The sequence below is a fragment of the Streptomyces sp. NPDC102259 genome (genome assembly GCF_044766465.1).
Lineage (GTDB): Bacteria > Actinomycetota > Actinomycetes > Streptomycetales > Streptomycetaceae > Streptomyces.
Map to the genome: position 1 here is coordinate 43,670 of NZ_JBIWMA010000010.1, position 13,256 is coordinate 56,925.

The 13,256-nt window shown below is 70.1% G+C and carries 12 protein-coding genes; 11 read left to right on the top strand and 1 reads right to left on the bottom strand.

The window, feature by feature from the left end; translation table 11 throughout:
• The first annotated feature begins 130 nt into the window (after window positions 1-130).
• The 9 genes from ACIRPU_RS23115 to ACIRPU_RS23155 all read left to right on the top strand — a co-directional run bounded on the left by ACIRPU_RS23115 (window position 131) and on the right by ACIRPU_RS23155 (window position 10,235).
• The gene (locus ACIRPU_RS23115; protein ID WP_403870686.1) at window positions 131-820 is read left to right on the top strand and encodes an AAA family ATPase; all 690 of its coding nucleotides are present in this window, start codon (window positions 131-133) and stop codon (window positions 818-820) included.
• Window positions 821-898: 78 nt separating this feature from the next.
• On the top strand, window positions 899-1,705 hold the full coding sequence (locus tag ACIRPU_RS23120; protein WP_384123517.1) for an enhanced serine sensitivity protein SseB: 807 nt from the start codon (window positions 899-901) through the stop codon (window positions 1,703-1,705).
• Window positions 1,706-1,920: 215 nt separating this feature from the next.
• The gene (locus tag ACIRPU_RS23125; RefSeq protein WP_355708866.1) at window positions 1,921-2,676 is read left to right on the top strand and encodes an enhanced serine sensitivity protein SseB C-terminal domain-containing protein; all 756 of its coding nucleotides are present in this window, start codon (window positions 1,921-1,923) and stop codon (window positions 2,674-2,676) included.
• 313 nt (window positions 2,677-2,989) lie between these two features.
• Complete coding sequence (locus tag ACIRPU_RS23130; protein ID WP_355708809.1) at window positions 2,990-3,997, top strand: ABC transporter permease; 1,008 nt, start codon at window positions 2,990-2,992, stop codon at window positions 3,995-3,997.
• A gap of 118 nt (window positions 3,998-4,115) precedes the next feature.
• The gene (locus ACIRPU_RS23135) at window positions 4,116-5,915 is read left to right on the top strand and encodes an ABC transporter substrate-binding protein (protein WP_403870232.1); all 1,800 of its coding nucleotides are present in this window, start codon (window positions 4,116-4,118) and stop codon (window positions 5,913-5,915) included.
• 110 nt (window positions 5,916-6,025) lie between these two features.
• Window positions 6,026-7,024, top strand: coding sequence for an ABC transporter permease (locus ACIRPU_RS23140; RefSeq protein WP_351763692.1), 999 nt, complete (start codon window positions 6,026-6,028; stop codon window positions 7,022-7,024).
• On the top strand, window positions 7,021-8,118 hold the full coding sequence (locus ACIRPU_RS23145; RefSeq protein WP_307165519.1) for an ABC transporter ATP-binding protein: 1,098 nt from the start codon (window positions 7,021-7,023) through the stop codon (window positions 8,116-8,118). Before ACIRPU_RS23140 ends, ACIRPU_RS23145 begins: the two co-directional genes overlap by 4 nt.
• A gap of 17 nt (window positions 8,119-8,135) precedes the next feature.
• Window positions 8,136-9,515, top strand: coding sequence for an ABC transporter ATP-binding protein (locus ACIRPU_RS23150; protein WP_403870690.1), 1,380 nt, complete (start codon window positions 8,136-8,138; stop codon window positions 9,513-9,515).
• A 63-nt stretch (window positions 9,516-9,578) separates the two neighbouring features.
• Window positions 9,579-10,235, top strand: coding sequence for a trimeric intracellular cation channel family protein (locus ACIRPU_RS23155; protein WP_355708800.1), 657 nt, complete (start codon window positions 9,579-9,581; stop codon window positions 10,233-10,235).
• Here ACIRPU_RS23155 and ACIRPU_RS23160 read toward each other — a convergent pair.
• A complete protein-coding gene (locus ACIRPU_RS23160) occupies window positions 10,144-11,394 on the bottom strand; it encodes an alpha/beta hydrolase (protein WP_403870237.1) in 1,251 nt (416 codons plus the stop codon). The two genes, ACIRPU_RS23155 and ACIRPU_RS23160, sit on opposite strands and share 92 nt — an antisense overlap.
• A 232-nt stretch (window positions 11,395-11,626) precedes the next feature.
• Between ACIRPU_RS23160 and ACIRPU_RS23165 the strand changes: the two genes are divergently transcribed.
• Together ACIRPU_RS23165 and ACIRPU_RS23170 are read left to right on the top strand one after the other, a co-directional pair.
• Window positions 11,627-12,520 carry a thioesterase family protein gene (locus ACIRPU_RS23165; RefSeq protein WP_403870240.1) on the top strand — a complete coding sequence of 298 codons (894 nt, stop codon included), beginning with the start codon at window positions 11,627-11,629 and terminating at the stop codon, window positions 12,518-12,520.
• Window positions 12,521-12,749: 229 nt separating this feature from the next.
• Window positions 12,750-13,133, top strand: coding sequence for a hypothetical protein (locus tag ACIRPU_RS23170; RefSeq protein ID WP_403870243.1), 384 nt, complete (start codon window positions 12,750-12,752; stop codon window positions 13,131-13,133).
• Window positions 13,134-13,256: the final 123 nt, after the last annotated feature.

Below are 13,256 nucleotides of genomic sequence, written 5' to 3' on the forward strand. Positions count from 1 at the left end.
CCCCGATCCCGGCAGGCCGGATCTGTAACCGGCTTGTGTCGGTACGCGCACGAAAACGCCAGGCACGGCGCATTACCTTCTCTTTACGCTCGGTGGGGATGAGGACACCATCTGACCCCAGGGGAGGACGATCACGGTGAACAGGACGACCACGGCGAGGTCCACGGCATTCGCGACCGGCTCGGCGATCGCGCTGCCCGCGCAGCCCGTCGCCCCGGCCCGGGAGGGGTGCGGTCCGCAGCCGGCGCCCGTCGTCCGCGACCTGCGCGAGCGGGCCGGCCGCAGCCCGCACGGCCTGCTCTTCGGCCCCCGTGACCTGGTCGTGGTCACCGGACTGCCCGGCAGCGGCAAGTCCACGCTGATGCGGCGGACCGTGCAGGGCATCCGCGTCGACTCCCAGGACACCCGGGACCGGTGGGACGCCGGCGCCCCCCGCTTCCTGCCGTACGGCCTCTACCGCCCCCTCGTCCGGCTCGCCCACTACGCCGGACTGCGCCGCGCGCTGCGCGACGGTGCGGGCGTCGTCGTGCACGACTGCGGTACGCAGGCCTGGGTCCGCGACTGGCTGGCCCGCGAGGCCCGCCGCCGCGGCGGCACCCTCCACCTGCTGCTGCTGGACGTCGGCGCGGACACGGCACTGGAGGGGCAGCGCGAGCGCGGCCGGGGTGTCTCCCGGTACGCCTTCCTGCGCCACCGTCATGCCGCCGCCCGTCTGGTGCGCTCGGTGGAGAAGGGCCGGCTGCCCGAGGGCTGCGGCTCGGCGGTGCTGCTCGACCGCGCGGCGGCCGACGCGCTGCGCCGGATCGGTTTCACGGGCTGAGGGCTCGGGGGCGACCCCCGGTACCCGCTAGCCTTTCAGCCACAGCGAAGTGAGCGGTTCTCAGCAGGCGGTAGGCAGATGGATTTCCCCCCGGCGAACTTTCCGACGGACTTCTCCGCGGACTTTCCGGCGCAGGCACACCCCCATCCGCACGGCGGATGGCCCGGCAACGAGCTGGAGGAGGTGCTCTCCGTCTCCCTCGGCGTGCCGGGAGCCGGCGGCCGCATCGTCGAGGTGCTCGGACGCAGCTTCGTCTGGGTGCCGCTGCCCGGCGGCGGCGGCCCGCGCAGCGGTCCCCTCGACCTGCCCACGATGGAGCTCGAGGGCCAGGTGTACGTGCCGGTCTTCAGCTCCGAGGAGCAGTTCCGGCAGGTCGTCGGCTCGCACATGTCGTTCACGATCGCGCCGGCGGTGGAGTTCGCCCGCGGGCTGCCCCCGCAGGTGGGCATCCTGGTCAACCCGGACGGCGTGGTCGGCGTCCCGCTGCCGCCGCCCGCCGTGGCCGAGCTCTGCCGGGCGGGCCGCACCCCGCTGGACGGCACCGCGGCCGGCGGCCGGGTCCGCCTCTACGAGCCCGACTGGCAGGACGATCCGATGGACTTCCTGGCCGCGGCCTCGGCGGAGTTCGAGGCCACGGGCGTGGTCCGCACGGCCCGCCGCTGCCTGGCCGCCATCGAGACGGCGGACCCGGTGATGTTCGTGGGCGTGGAACTCTCCCAGTGGGAGGGCGACCTGCGGGCCCTTCCCCTGGAGGCCCTGGGCAGGGCCCTGGGCCGGACGTCGAGTCCCTGGCCGGTCAACCTGGTGCTGCTGGACGTGGCCCAGGACCCGGTGGGCGACTGGCTGAAGGAGCGGGTCCGCCCCTTCTACACGAGGGACCGGTGAACCCACCCGAGGGCCGCGGGGCGGTGCCGACGCGCGGCCGCGCCGCGGGGTGGGCCCGGCCGCACACGATCCGCGGCCCGAAGATCAGGGCAAGCCTCGAGCTCTCAACGGCCGGACGAGCGGAGCGCCTAAGCTGGACTCCGACGCGGGGCAACTTCTCGAAGGGGCGATAAAAAGTGAGCGCTGGCACTGCCGCGACCGGCTCGGTCGAGCACATGCTGCGCCAGGTCACGCCCGGGCGCTACGACGCCTACGAGGCGCTCCTGCGCGCGCTCGCGACCCCCTCCTCCGGCCGGCTCTGGATGCTGCTGTGGCACGGCCAGGCCGGCTCCCCTGACGCCCAGTACGGAAACATGGAGGTCGACGGGCACGGCTACGCGCCGTGCGTCACCTCCGCGCAGGAGCTCAGCGCGAGTGGCTGGAACAGGTCGTACGAGGTGGTCGAGGGGCTGGACGTGGCCCGCACCCTCTACCCCGACCACTACGGCCTCTGGCTGAACCCGCACGCCCCCGGCGGCGGCGTCGGCATTCCGTGGCTGGATCTGCGGCGTATCGCCACCGGCCTGGAGCGCCAGCCGGCCGGGCCGTTGCGGCTGTCCGAACCGGGCATCGAGATCCCGCAGTTCTACGCCCTGCTCGCGCAGAACGCCCACCGTACCCCGGCGGTCCGCGCGCTGCGCCGCGCCTGGGTGCAGCCGGCGCTGGGCGCGCCCTACCTGGCCATCGGGCTCGACGTGTACGACTCCTCCCCGTCGGCCGTGGACGCCGTACGGGCGATGATGCAGCAGTCCATCGGGGCCGTGCCGGACGGGCTGCCGGTGTCGACGGTCGCCATGACCGACGAGTACGACCCCGTCGTGATGTGGATGCGCGCCACCGCCCGGCCCTTCTACGACCGCGAGGCCCACGCTCCCGCTCCGGCCCAGGCTCCCGCCGGCGGGTACGGCTATCCGCCCACCGGACGTTACTGACGTCCGAAGCCGGTCCTGCCGTGGGGTGGGGGCGGGATGTCTTCGCGCGTAGATGGCGACGATAAATACCGGTTTTGTCCGATCTGACCCAATAAGTCAGTGTCCGGGGGCCGTTACCCGCCGTCCGGATAACGGAACCCCTCTACCCGGATCACGTTTACGCATCCATTCACTGCCAAGTCTGGCTACAGATCGCCAAACCGTTGAAGACTCCGGCGTCAGGGGACTTATCCCCTGCGTATTACGGACTGATCACGCCGCTACAGCGGCAAGTGCGGGCCGGCTACCGCCGGTTGAGAGGGGTCCCTGCCAGATGACGGCACCATTGCACGAGCCGACCGCGGAAGCGGCCCCGAGCGCGGCCGAGGAAGCGTCGGTCGCCACCAGCGGCGCCAAGGCCGTTCAGGGCCGTTCCCTGGGCCGGATCGCCTGGGAGCGCCTCAAGCGGGACAAGCTCGCCCTCACGGGCGGCGTCGTCGTGCTCGTCCTGGTCGTGGTCGCGCTCCTCGCGCCGGTCATCACCGGGCTGCTCGGGCAGGACCCGAACGAGTACCACGAGAACCTCATCGACCCGCTCTTCGGCACGCCCACCGGCTCCCTGGGCGGCGTCAGCGGGGATCACCTGTTCGGTGTCGAGCCGGTCAACGGCCGTGACATCTTCGCCCGCATCCTCTACGGTGCCCGGATCTCCCTGCTGGTCGGCTTCCTGTCGGCCGTGGTCGCCGTGATCCTCGGAACGGTGCTGGGCATCCTCGCCGGCTTCTTCGGCGGCTGGGTCGACTCCCTGATCAGCCGGGTGATGGACGGTCTGCTCGCCTTCCCGCAGCTGCTGTTCATCATCGCGCTGGTCTCCGTCATGCCGAGCGACATGCTGGGACTCTCCGGTTCGAGCGTGCGTGTCTTCGTGATGATCCTGGTCATCGGCTTCTTCGGCTGGCCTTACATCGGACGCGTGGTGCGCGGCCAGACGCTCTCGCTGCGGGAACGCGAGTACGTCGAGGCCGCCCGATCTCTGGGCGCGGGGCGGCTGTACATCCTGTTCAAGGAACTGCTGCCCAACCTTGTCGCCCCGATCGTCGTGTACACGACGATGATGATCCCGACCAACATCCTCACCGAGGCGGCGCTCAGCTTCCTGGGTGTCGGGGTCAAGCCGCCCACCGCCTCGTGGGGGCAGATGCTCTCGAGCGCGATCGACTACTACGAGTCGGACCCGATGTACATGGTGGTCCCGGGTGTGGCGATCTTCATCACCGTGCTCGCCTTCAACCTCTTCGGTGACGGCATCCGGGACGCGCTGGACCCGAAGGCCTCCCGCTGATCCGCCCCGTCGGGGATCCGCGAAAACAGCGAGCCGCAGAACCGCCGAAACACGGCGCCTCAACCGTCCCGTGGTCTCCACACGGGGTATCTCTCATCTATCCGGAGGATCCGAGATCGTGACTACCCAACGCACCTCAGGGCGGCGGAAGCAGGCGCTTGCCGCTACTGCCGCGGTCGCCGCGCTGCTGACCACGGCGGCGTGCGGCGGCGGTGGAGATGACGGCGACAAGGGCTCGAGCTCCGGTGCCGCCGGCTTCGACGCCGCGAACAACAAGGTCGCCCAGGCATCCGCCGCCAAGAAGGGCGGCACGCTGAAGTTCGGTGCCGCACAGGATGCCGACTCGTGGGACACCACGCGTGGCTACTACGGCATGATGTGGAACTTCGCGCGCTACTACAGCCGTCAGCTCGTCACGAACAAGGCCGAGCCGGGCGCGGCGGGCGCCGAGGTCACTCCGGACCTCGCCACCGAGACCGCGAAGGTCACGGACGACGGCAAGACCTACACGTACACCCTGCGTGACGGCATCACGTGGGAGGACGGCAAGGCGATCACGTCCAAGGACGTGAAGTACGGCATAGAGCGCGTGTGGGCGCAGGACGTGCTGTCCGGCGGTCCGACGTACCTGAAGGACGTGCTGGACCCCAAGGGCGAGTACAAGGGCCCCTACAAGGACACGTCCGCGGACAAGCTCGGTCTGAAGGCGATCGACACGCCCGACGACAAGACCATCGTCTTCCACCTCCCGCAGGCCAACTCGGACTTCGAGGAGATGCTGGCCCTGGTCTCGGCCTCGCCGGTCCGCCAGGACATGGACACGAAGGCCAAGTACGGCCTGAAGCCGTTCTCCTCGGGCCCGTACAAGTTCGCGTCCTACAGCCCGGGCAAGGACCTCAAGCTGGTCCGCAACACCTCCTGGAAGCAGGCCTCGGACCCGATCCGCAAGGCCTACCCGGACCAGATCACCATCAAGTTCTTCTCGGACGCCAACCAGCTCGACCAGCGTCTGCTGAGCGGTGACCTGGACCTCGACCTGAACCAGACCGGCATGTCGCCGCAGGGCCGCACCACCGCCCTGAAGCAGCACAAGGCCAACCTGGACAACCCGGTCACCGGTTACGTCCGCTACGCGGTCTTCCCGCAGAGCGTCGCGCCGTTCAACAACATCGAGTGCCGCAAGGCCGTCATCCTCGGCGCCGACCACGTGTCGCTCCAGACCGCACGCGGCGGTCCGGTCGCCGGTGGTGACATCGGCACCAACATGCTGCCGCCGTCCGTCCCGGGTGCCGAGGGCCAGAAGTACGACCCGTACGAGATCTCCGGCGCCAACAAGAGCGGCAACGAGGCCAAGGCCAAGGAGGCCCTGAAGGCCTGCGGTCAGCCGAACGGCTTCAAGACCACCATCGCGGTGCGTAACAACAAGCCGGTCGAGGTGGCCACCGCCCAGTCCCTCCAGGCGTCGCTGAAGAAGATCGGCATCACCGCCGAGATCGACCAGTACGACGGCTCGCAGACCGCCGGCATCATCGGTAGCCCCTCGAACGTGAAGAAGAAGGGCTACGGCATCATCATCATGGGCTGGGGTCCGGACTTCCCGTCCGTCCAGGGCTTCGGTCTGCCGCTGTGGAGCAGCAAGTACATCTCCGAGAGCGGTAACAACAACTACGCCCTCATCAACGACAAGGCGATCGACGGTCTGTTCTCGTCGTACGTCACCACGCTGGACGACGCCGGCAAGACCAAGATCGCCACGGAGATCAACCACAAGGTGATGGAGGGCGCGTACTACCTGCCCTTCGTCTTCGAGCGGTTCCTCAACTGGCGCTCGGACAACCTGGCGAACGTCTACACCACCGACGGTTACAGCGGTCAGTACGACTTCGTCAACCTCGGTCTGAAGAACCCGAAGAAGTAGTCCCGGCACACCCGCCGAACGGCACGAAAGGCAGGTGAAGGCCGGCGCGGCGGATCCGCGGGTCACTGGACACAATCCGGTGGCCCGCGGTCCGCGGCGGGCCGAGAGCTGTGCTCGCTTATCTCATCAGGCGGTTGTTCGCCGCCGCAGTGATGCTCGTGGTCATCGTCATGGTGGTCTTCGGCATCTTCTTCCTCATCCCCAAGTGGGCTGGCGTAGACATCGCCTTGAGCTTCGTGGGCAAGCAGGCCGACCCTGCCGCCGTCGAGGGTGTGCGCGAGAAGCTGGGCCTGGGCGACCCGATCTACGCCCAGGTCTGGGAATTCTTCAAGGGCATCTTCGCCGGCCGGACCTACACGGGCGGTGGCGATTCCATCCACTGCGCCGCCCCGTGCTTCGGCTACTCCTTCCGCAGTGAGCAGGCCGTCTGGCCGGTGCTGACCGACCGCTTCCCGGTGACCCTGGCGCTCGCGCTCGGTGCCGCCGTGCTGTGGCTGATCTTCGGTGTCTCGGCGGGCGTGCTCTCCGCGCTCAAGCGGGGCAGCCTGTGGGACCGCGGAGCGATGGTGATCGCGCTCTCGGGCGTCTCCCTCCCGATCTACTTCACCGGCATGGTCGCCCTGTCGATCTTCGTCTACGGACTGGACCTGTTCGACGGGCAGTTCGTGCCCTTGGAGGACAGTCTCAGCGGCTGGTTCGGCGGGATGATCCTGCCGTGGGTCACCCTCGCGTTCCTGTACGCGGCCATGTACGCCCGCATCACCCGGGCCACCATGCTGGAGATCCTGGGCGAGGACTACATCCGCACCGCCCGCGCCAAGGGCCTCAAGGAGCACACCGTCATCGGCAAGCACGCGATGCGCTCCACGATGACCCCGCTGCTGACCATGCTCGGCATGGACCTCGGCGCCCTCATCGGCGGTGCGATCCTGACCGAGACGGCGTTCAACCTGCCCGGCCTCGGCCAGGCGGTGCTCAACGCCATCAAGAACCAGGACCTGCCCATCATCCTGGGCGTCACCCTGATCACTTCTCTGGCGGTGCTCGTCGCCAACCTCGTGGTGGACATCCTGTACGCCGTGATCGACCCCCGAGTGAGGCTCTCATGACCGAACTCAGCAAGAGCGGAGCGGCCGTGGGCGAGCCCACCCCCGCCTCGCCCGCGCCGACCGCGTTCCTCGAAGTGCGCGACCTCAAGGTGCACTTCCCGACGGACGACGGCCTGGTCAAGTCCGTCGACGGGCTCAGCTTCCAGCTGGAGAAGGGCAAGACCCTCGGCATCGTGGGCGAGTCCGGCTCCGGCAAGTCGGTGACCTCGCTCGGCATCATGGGTCTGCACACGGCCGGCCAGTACGGCAAGCGCAAGGCGCAGATCTCCGGCGAGATCTGGCTGGACGGCACCGAGTTGCTGTCCGCCGACCCGGACCACGTGCGTAAGCTGCGCGGCCGCGAGATGGCGATGATCTTCCAGGATCCGCTGTCGGCGCTGCATCCGTACTACACGATCGGTCAGCAGATCGTGGAGGCGTACCGGATCCACCACGACGTCACCAAGAAGGCCGCCAAGCGCCGCGCGGTCGAGATGCTCGACCGGGTGGGCATCCCGCAGCCGGACAAGCGGGTCGACAGCTACCCGCACGAGTTCTCCGGCGGTATGCGTCAGCGCGCGATGATCGCGATGTCGCTGGTCAACAACCCCGAACTGCTGATCGCGGACGAGCCGACGACCGCCCTGGACGTGACCGTCCAGGCGCAGATCCTCGACCTCATCCGTGACCTCCAGAAGGAGTTCGGCTCCGCGGTCGTCGTCATCACCCACGACCTGGGCGTCGTCGCCGAACTCGCCGACGACATCCTGGTGATGTACGGCGGCCGCTGCGTCGAGCGGGGCCCGGCCGACAAGGTGTTCTACGAGCCCCGGCACCCCTACACCTGGGGTCTGCTCGGCTCGATGCCGCGGCTGGACCGCGAGCAGCAGGAGCGCCTGATCCCGGTCAAGGGCTCCCCGCCCTCGCTGATCAACATCCCGTCCGGCTGCGCCTTCAACCCGCGCTGCCCGTACGCGGACCTCCCGAAGGACAACGTGACCCGCACCGTCCGGCCCGAGCTGGCCGAGGTGGGCAGCCGACACTGGGCCGCCTGCCACCTGGGCACGGAGCAGCGGGAGCGTATCTGGACCGAAGAGATTGCGCCGAAGCTGTGAGTGACGACGAGAAAGCGGTGAAGATCCCCGCGCAGGCCGAGGGCCCGACGCAGGGCGCGACCCTCACCAAGGACCCCGCCCCCGGCGAGGTCCTGCTGAAGGTGACCGGCCTCCAGAAGCACTTCCCGATCAAGAAGGGCCTGCTCCAGCGGCAGGTCGGGGCGGTGCACGCGGTCGACGGCATCGACTTCGAGGTCCGCTCCGGCGAGACGCTCGGCGTCGTGGGCGAGTCCGGCTGCGGCAAGTCCACGATGGGCCGGCTGATCACCCGGCTGCTCGAGCCGACCGCGGGCAAGGTCGAGTTCCAGGGCAAGGACATCACGCACCTCGGGGTGAGCGGCATGCGTCCGCTGCGCCGCGATGTGCAGATGATCTTCCAGGACCCGTACTCGTCGCTGAACCCGCGCCACACCATCGGCACGATCGTCGGCGCTCCCTTCAAGCTCCAGGGCGTCGAGCCCGAGGGCGGCATCAAGAAGGAAGTGCAGCGGCTGCTGTCGGTCGTGGGTCTCAACCCCGAGCACTACAACCGCTACCCGCACGAGTTCTCCGGCGGTCAGCGTCAGCGCATCGGCATCGCCCGCGCGCTCGCGCTGAACCCGAAGCTGGTCGTGGCGGACGAGCCGGTCTCGGCGCTCGACGTGTCGATCCAGGCCCAGGTCGTCAACCTGCTCGACGACCTCCAGCAGGAGCTCGGCCTCACCTACGTGATCATCGCGCACGACCTCTCGGTCGTCCGGCACGTGTCGGACCGCATCGCGGTGATGTACCTGGGCAAGATCGTGGAGCTGGCCGACCGGGACCTGCTCTACAGGTCGCCGATGCACCCGTACACCAAGGCGCTGATGTCGGCGGTGCCGATCCCGGACCCGCGGCGCAAGAACGCCAAGAGCGAGCGGATCCTGCTCAAGGGCGACGTGCCCTCGCCGATCTCGCCGCCGAGCGGCTGCCGCTTCCACACCCGGTGTTGGAAGGCGACCGAGGTCTGCAAGACCACCGAGCCGGTCCTCGTCGAGCTGCGGACCGGCCAGCAGGTCGCCTGCCACCACCCGGAGAACTTCGAGGACCAGGCCCCGCAGGACACCGTCCTGCTGACCGTCGCCAAGGAGGCGGCGGAGCTGGTGGCGGACGAGGTGCTCGCGGAGTCGGCGGAGACGTCGGCCGCGGTGGCGGCGGAAGTGGCGGAAGCGGCGGCCGAAGCGGCTGCCGAGACCGCCGAGCCGACCGAGCCGAGCGAGGCCGGCGGAGACGCCGAGGCGACCGAGGCCGGCGGAGACGCCGAGGCGACCGACGGAGCCGACGGAGCCGACGGAGCCGACGGAGCCGCCGAAGCCGACGAGGCCGACGAGGCCGCGTCGGAGGCTTCCGGTGACGACGCTCCGGCCAAAGAGAAGTAAGTAACACCGAGCCCCCGCCTTGCAATGTAAGGCGGGGGCTTCGTGCTGGGTGAGAATATAGGGGTGCTCCAGCAAATCTTCAGCCCCTCCGTCCAGCACACGCTCGACCTGATCGGCATCTTCGTCTTCGCCATCTCGGGCGCGCTGCTGGCCGTCCGCAAGAACTTCGACGTGTTCGGCATCGCCATGCTCGCCGAGGTCACCGCGCTGGGCGGCGGAGTCTTCCGGGACCTGGTCATCGGGGCCGTGCCCCCGGCCGCCTTCACGGACCTGGGGTACTTCCTCACCCCGCTGCTGGCCGCCCTCCTGGTGGTCTTCCTGCACCCGCAGGTGGAGCGCATCCAGGCGGGCGTCAACGCCTTCGACGCGGCCGGCCTCGGCCTGTTCTGCGTCACCGGGACGACGAAGGCCTACGACTACGGCCTCGGCCTCACCGCGTCGGCCGCGCTGGGCGTCGCCACCGCCGTCGGCGGCGGCGTGCTGCGCGACGTGCTGGCCAACGAGGTCCCCTCGTTGCTGCGCTGGGACCGCGACCTCTACGCGGTCCCGGCGATCGTCGGCGCCACCGTGGTGGCGCTCTGCATCCGCTACGACGAGCTCACCCCGCTGGCCAGCGGGGTGGCCGCGGTCACCGCCTTCGTGCTGCGGCTGCTCGCGATGCGGTTCCACTGGCGAGCGCCGCGTGCTTGGAATCGACGTTCGACGGTGCGCGAGGAGTAGTCCCCTTCACCTTGCCCTTCCCGTCGTGGGAGACCGGGTGCTGGTCCAGCTGGGTGGTCAGCCAGCGGAACGCCGGCACGACCTGCGGCCGCCACAGCGCCATGGTGTGGCCGCCCGCCCCGGTCGGGATGTAGACGACGTGCACGGCCGTCGGCGCCTTCGCCTCCTGGCGCAGGGCCAGGGCCGCCTCGTAGCCGTCCTTCGGCTGGCCGGAGAGGTAGAGGGCCACGGGGGGCGGCACGGCGGCCTTGCGCAGCAGCAGGTAGGGGTTGTTGGCCCGGCGCAGGGAGGGGCTCTGCGCGGCGAGGGAGTTGGGCTCGACGATCGGGTCGCTGTACCCGGACAGGCTTACCGCCGCCCGGTAGCGGTCCGGGTGGGCGACGGCGAGCTTGGCCGCGCAGTGGCCCCCGGCGGAGTACCCGGCGACCGCCCAGCCCTTGGGCGCGGGCTGGGCCCGGAAGTTGTCCCTGACCATCTTCGGTACGTCGATGCTGAGCCAGCTGTCGGCGTTGACGGTGCCCGGCACGTTGGCGCAGCCCGTGTCCACGCCCGGCAGCAGGGTGGTGCGCGGCGCGACCAGGATGAACGGGGCGACCTTGCCCGCGCGCATCAGCGGCGCCAGTTGCTCGTGCACGTGCAGCGTCCCGTACCAGGACTTCGCGGAGCCCGGGTAGCCCGGCAGCAGCTCCACCACGGGGAAGGCGCGGTGCGCGTAGGCGGGCTCGTCGTACTGCGGGGGCAGCCAGACGTAGACCTCGGCGTTGACGCCGGAGACCTGGCCCTTGAGCTGGGTGACGCGTACCCCGCCCGCCGCGTGCATGCCCGGCCCCTCGGCCTGCGTGAACGTCTGCCGGACCCTGGGCAGCCGGTCCAGCGCGATACCGCCGGTGCCGTCGGCGCCCAGGTCGGCGGCCTGCTGCACATGGGTACCGGTGCCCAGCAGGTCGTCCCAGGTGTCGTACAGGCCGTTGGCGTTGTTGACCAGGACGAAGACCAGGGCCACGGCCGTGCCCTGGGCGAACAGCAGCATCACCATCCGGGCCGCGGCGCGCAGGACCCGCGGTCCGCGCAGTCGCGACCACGTCAGCAGCGGCAGCGCGATGGCGAGCACGGACAGCGCGATCAGGGTGTAGAGGAACGGAGTCCCGGTGAGGCTCATGTCCTTGCAGAGGGGAAACCGGACGTCGAGGTTACGGACGAGTTCGGACACTTACCAAGAAATTGCCGATCGCTCACCCGAACCGGTTACCGCTGAGCCGCGAACCGTTCATGAGCGGGCTCAGTGTGTTCATCCGGCCGTAGCGCGGCCGTAGTGCTGCCGCAGTCTGGCCGTAGTGCTGCCGCAGCATCCAAAGCTACCGCTTAGTAATGAGCTGTTGTACGGTTCAGGCATGCCAGAAGCAGCTACCGCGGCGGCCGAGCGCACCTCCACCGCCTTCGTCACGGCCCCGACCGATGACAGTGCGCAGGAGTTCGAGTTCGACCGTGACACCGCGCTCACGCGACGCGCGCCCGGCGTCTACGACATCGACCTCTCGGCCGGCTGGACGATCATCAGCGCCGTCAACGGCGGCTACCTTCTCGCCGTCCTCGGCCGCGCGCTCGCGGACGCCCTGCCGCACCGCGACCCGTTCACGGTCTCGGCGCACTACCTCACGGCGTCCCAGCCCGGCCCCGCGGTCGTCCGCACGGACATCGTCCGCACCGGCCGCACCCTGTCCACCGGCCAGGCCTCGCTCTTCCAGTACGACGAGAACGGCGCCGAGGTCGAGCGGATCCGCGTCCTCGCCTCCTACGGCGATCTGGACGCGCTGCCGGACGACGTCCGCACGACGGCGAAGCCGCCCGCGATCCCGCCGATGGACCAGTGCTTCGGCCCCGAGGACGGACCGGCTCCCGTCGACGGCAGCTCCGCGATCGCCGACCGTCTGATGCTCAAGCTCGACCCGTCGACCCTCGGCTGGGCGCTCGGACAGCCCTCCGGCAAGGGCGAGATGCGGGCCTGGTTCGGCCTGAAGGACGGCCGTGACCCCGACCCGCTCTCCCTCCTCCTCGCGGTGGACGCCCTGCCGCCCACCGCCTTCGAGATCGGCCTGCGCGGCTGGGTCCCCACGGTCGAGCTGACGGTCCACGTCCGCTGCCGTCCGGCTCCGGGCCCGCTGCGCGTCTCCATCACCACCCGCAACCTCGCGGGCGGCTTCCTGGAGGAGGACGCCGAGGTCTGGGACAGCGCGGACCGACTGGTCGCGCAGTCACGGCAGTTGGCGCGGGTCAGGCTCGGCTGAGCTGCTTGGCCGAGCTGCTCGGCCGAGCCGGGGAAGCGCGCCTTCTGTCACGGAGCTGTACCAGCGCACCCACCGGGCGATCGAGGTGAACTGCCAGGTCAGCAGGGTTTCTTGAGGCGCGCTTTACCTGATTGACAGGCAGGGGACAGAGGGGCCCCAAGGAAGGCCTAAGCGCTGTTGGTTGAGTTCCGGTCTCAGGTCCTCCTCATCTTCCCTGGAGCTGTTTCTCATGAAGCGTGCGCTGATGCCCGTCCGTCTCGTTCCCGCGGTGGCGTTGCTGGCGCTCTCGCCCCTCGCCCTGGTGGCCTGCGGTTCCGGCGACTCCTCCTCCTCGAACAGCGGTACGTCCGGCGGACGGTCCTGTTCGCCGCCGACCGGCAACGCCTCGGGCATGCCGAGCGGCGCCCCCTCGGGGGCCCCGTCCGGCGCGCCGACCGGAGCCGCCTCGGGGCAGCCGACGGGCGCACCGACCGGCACGCCGACCGGTGTCCCGTCGGGCATGCCCAGCGGCGGTCCCGGCGGCGGCGGTCAGGGTGGCCCCGGCGGCGGCCAGGGCGGCGGCTGCGGCGGTCCGGGCGGAGGGCAAGGGCAGCAGGCCCAGCAGCAGGGCTGACGACGGTTCAGCCACAGGGGCGGGGGCCCCCCGGCCCCGGGGGGCCCCCCCCCGGGGGGGGGGGGGGGGGGCGGGCCGGCGCGGGGCCCCCCCCCCCCGGGCGCCGCGGTGTTGCACCCCAAG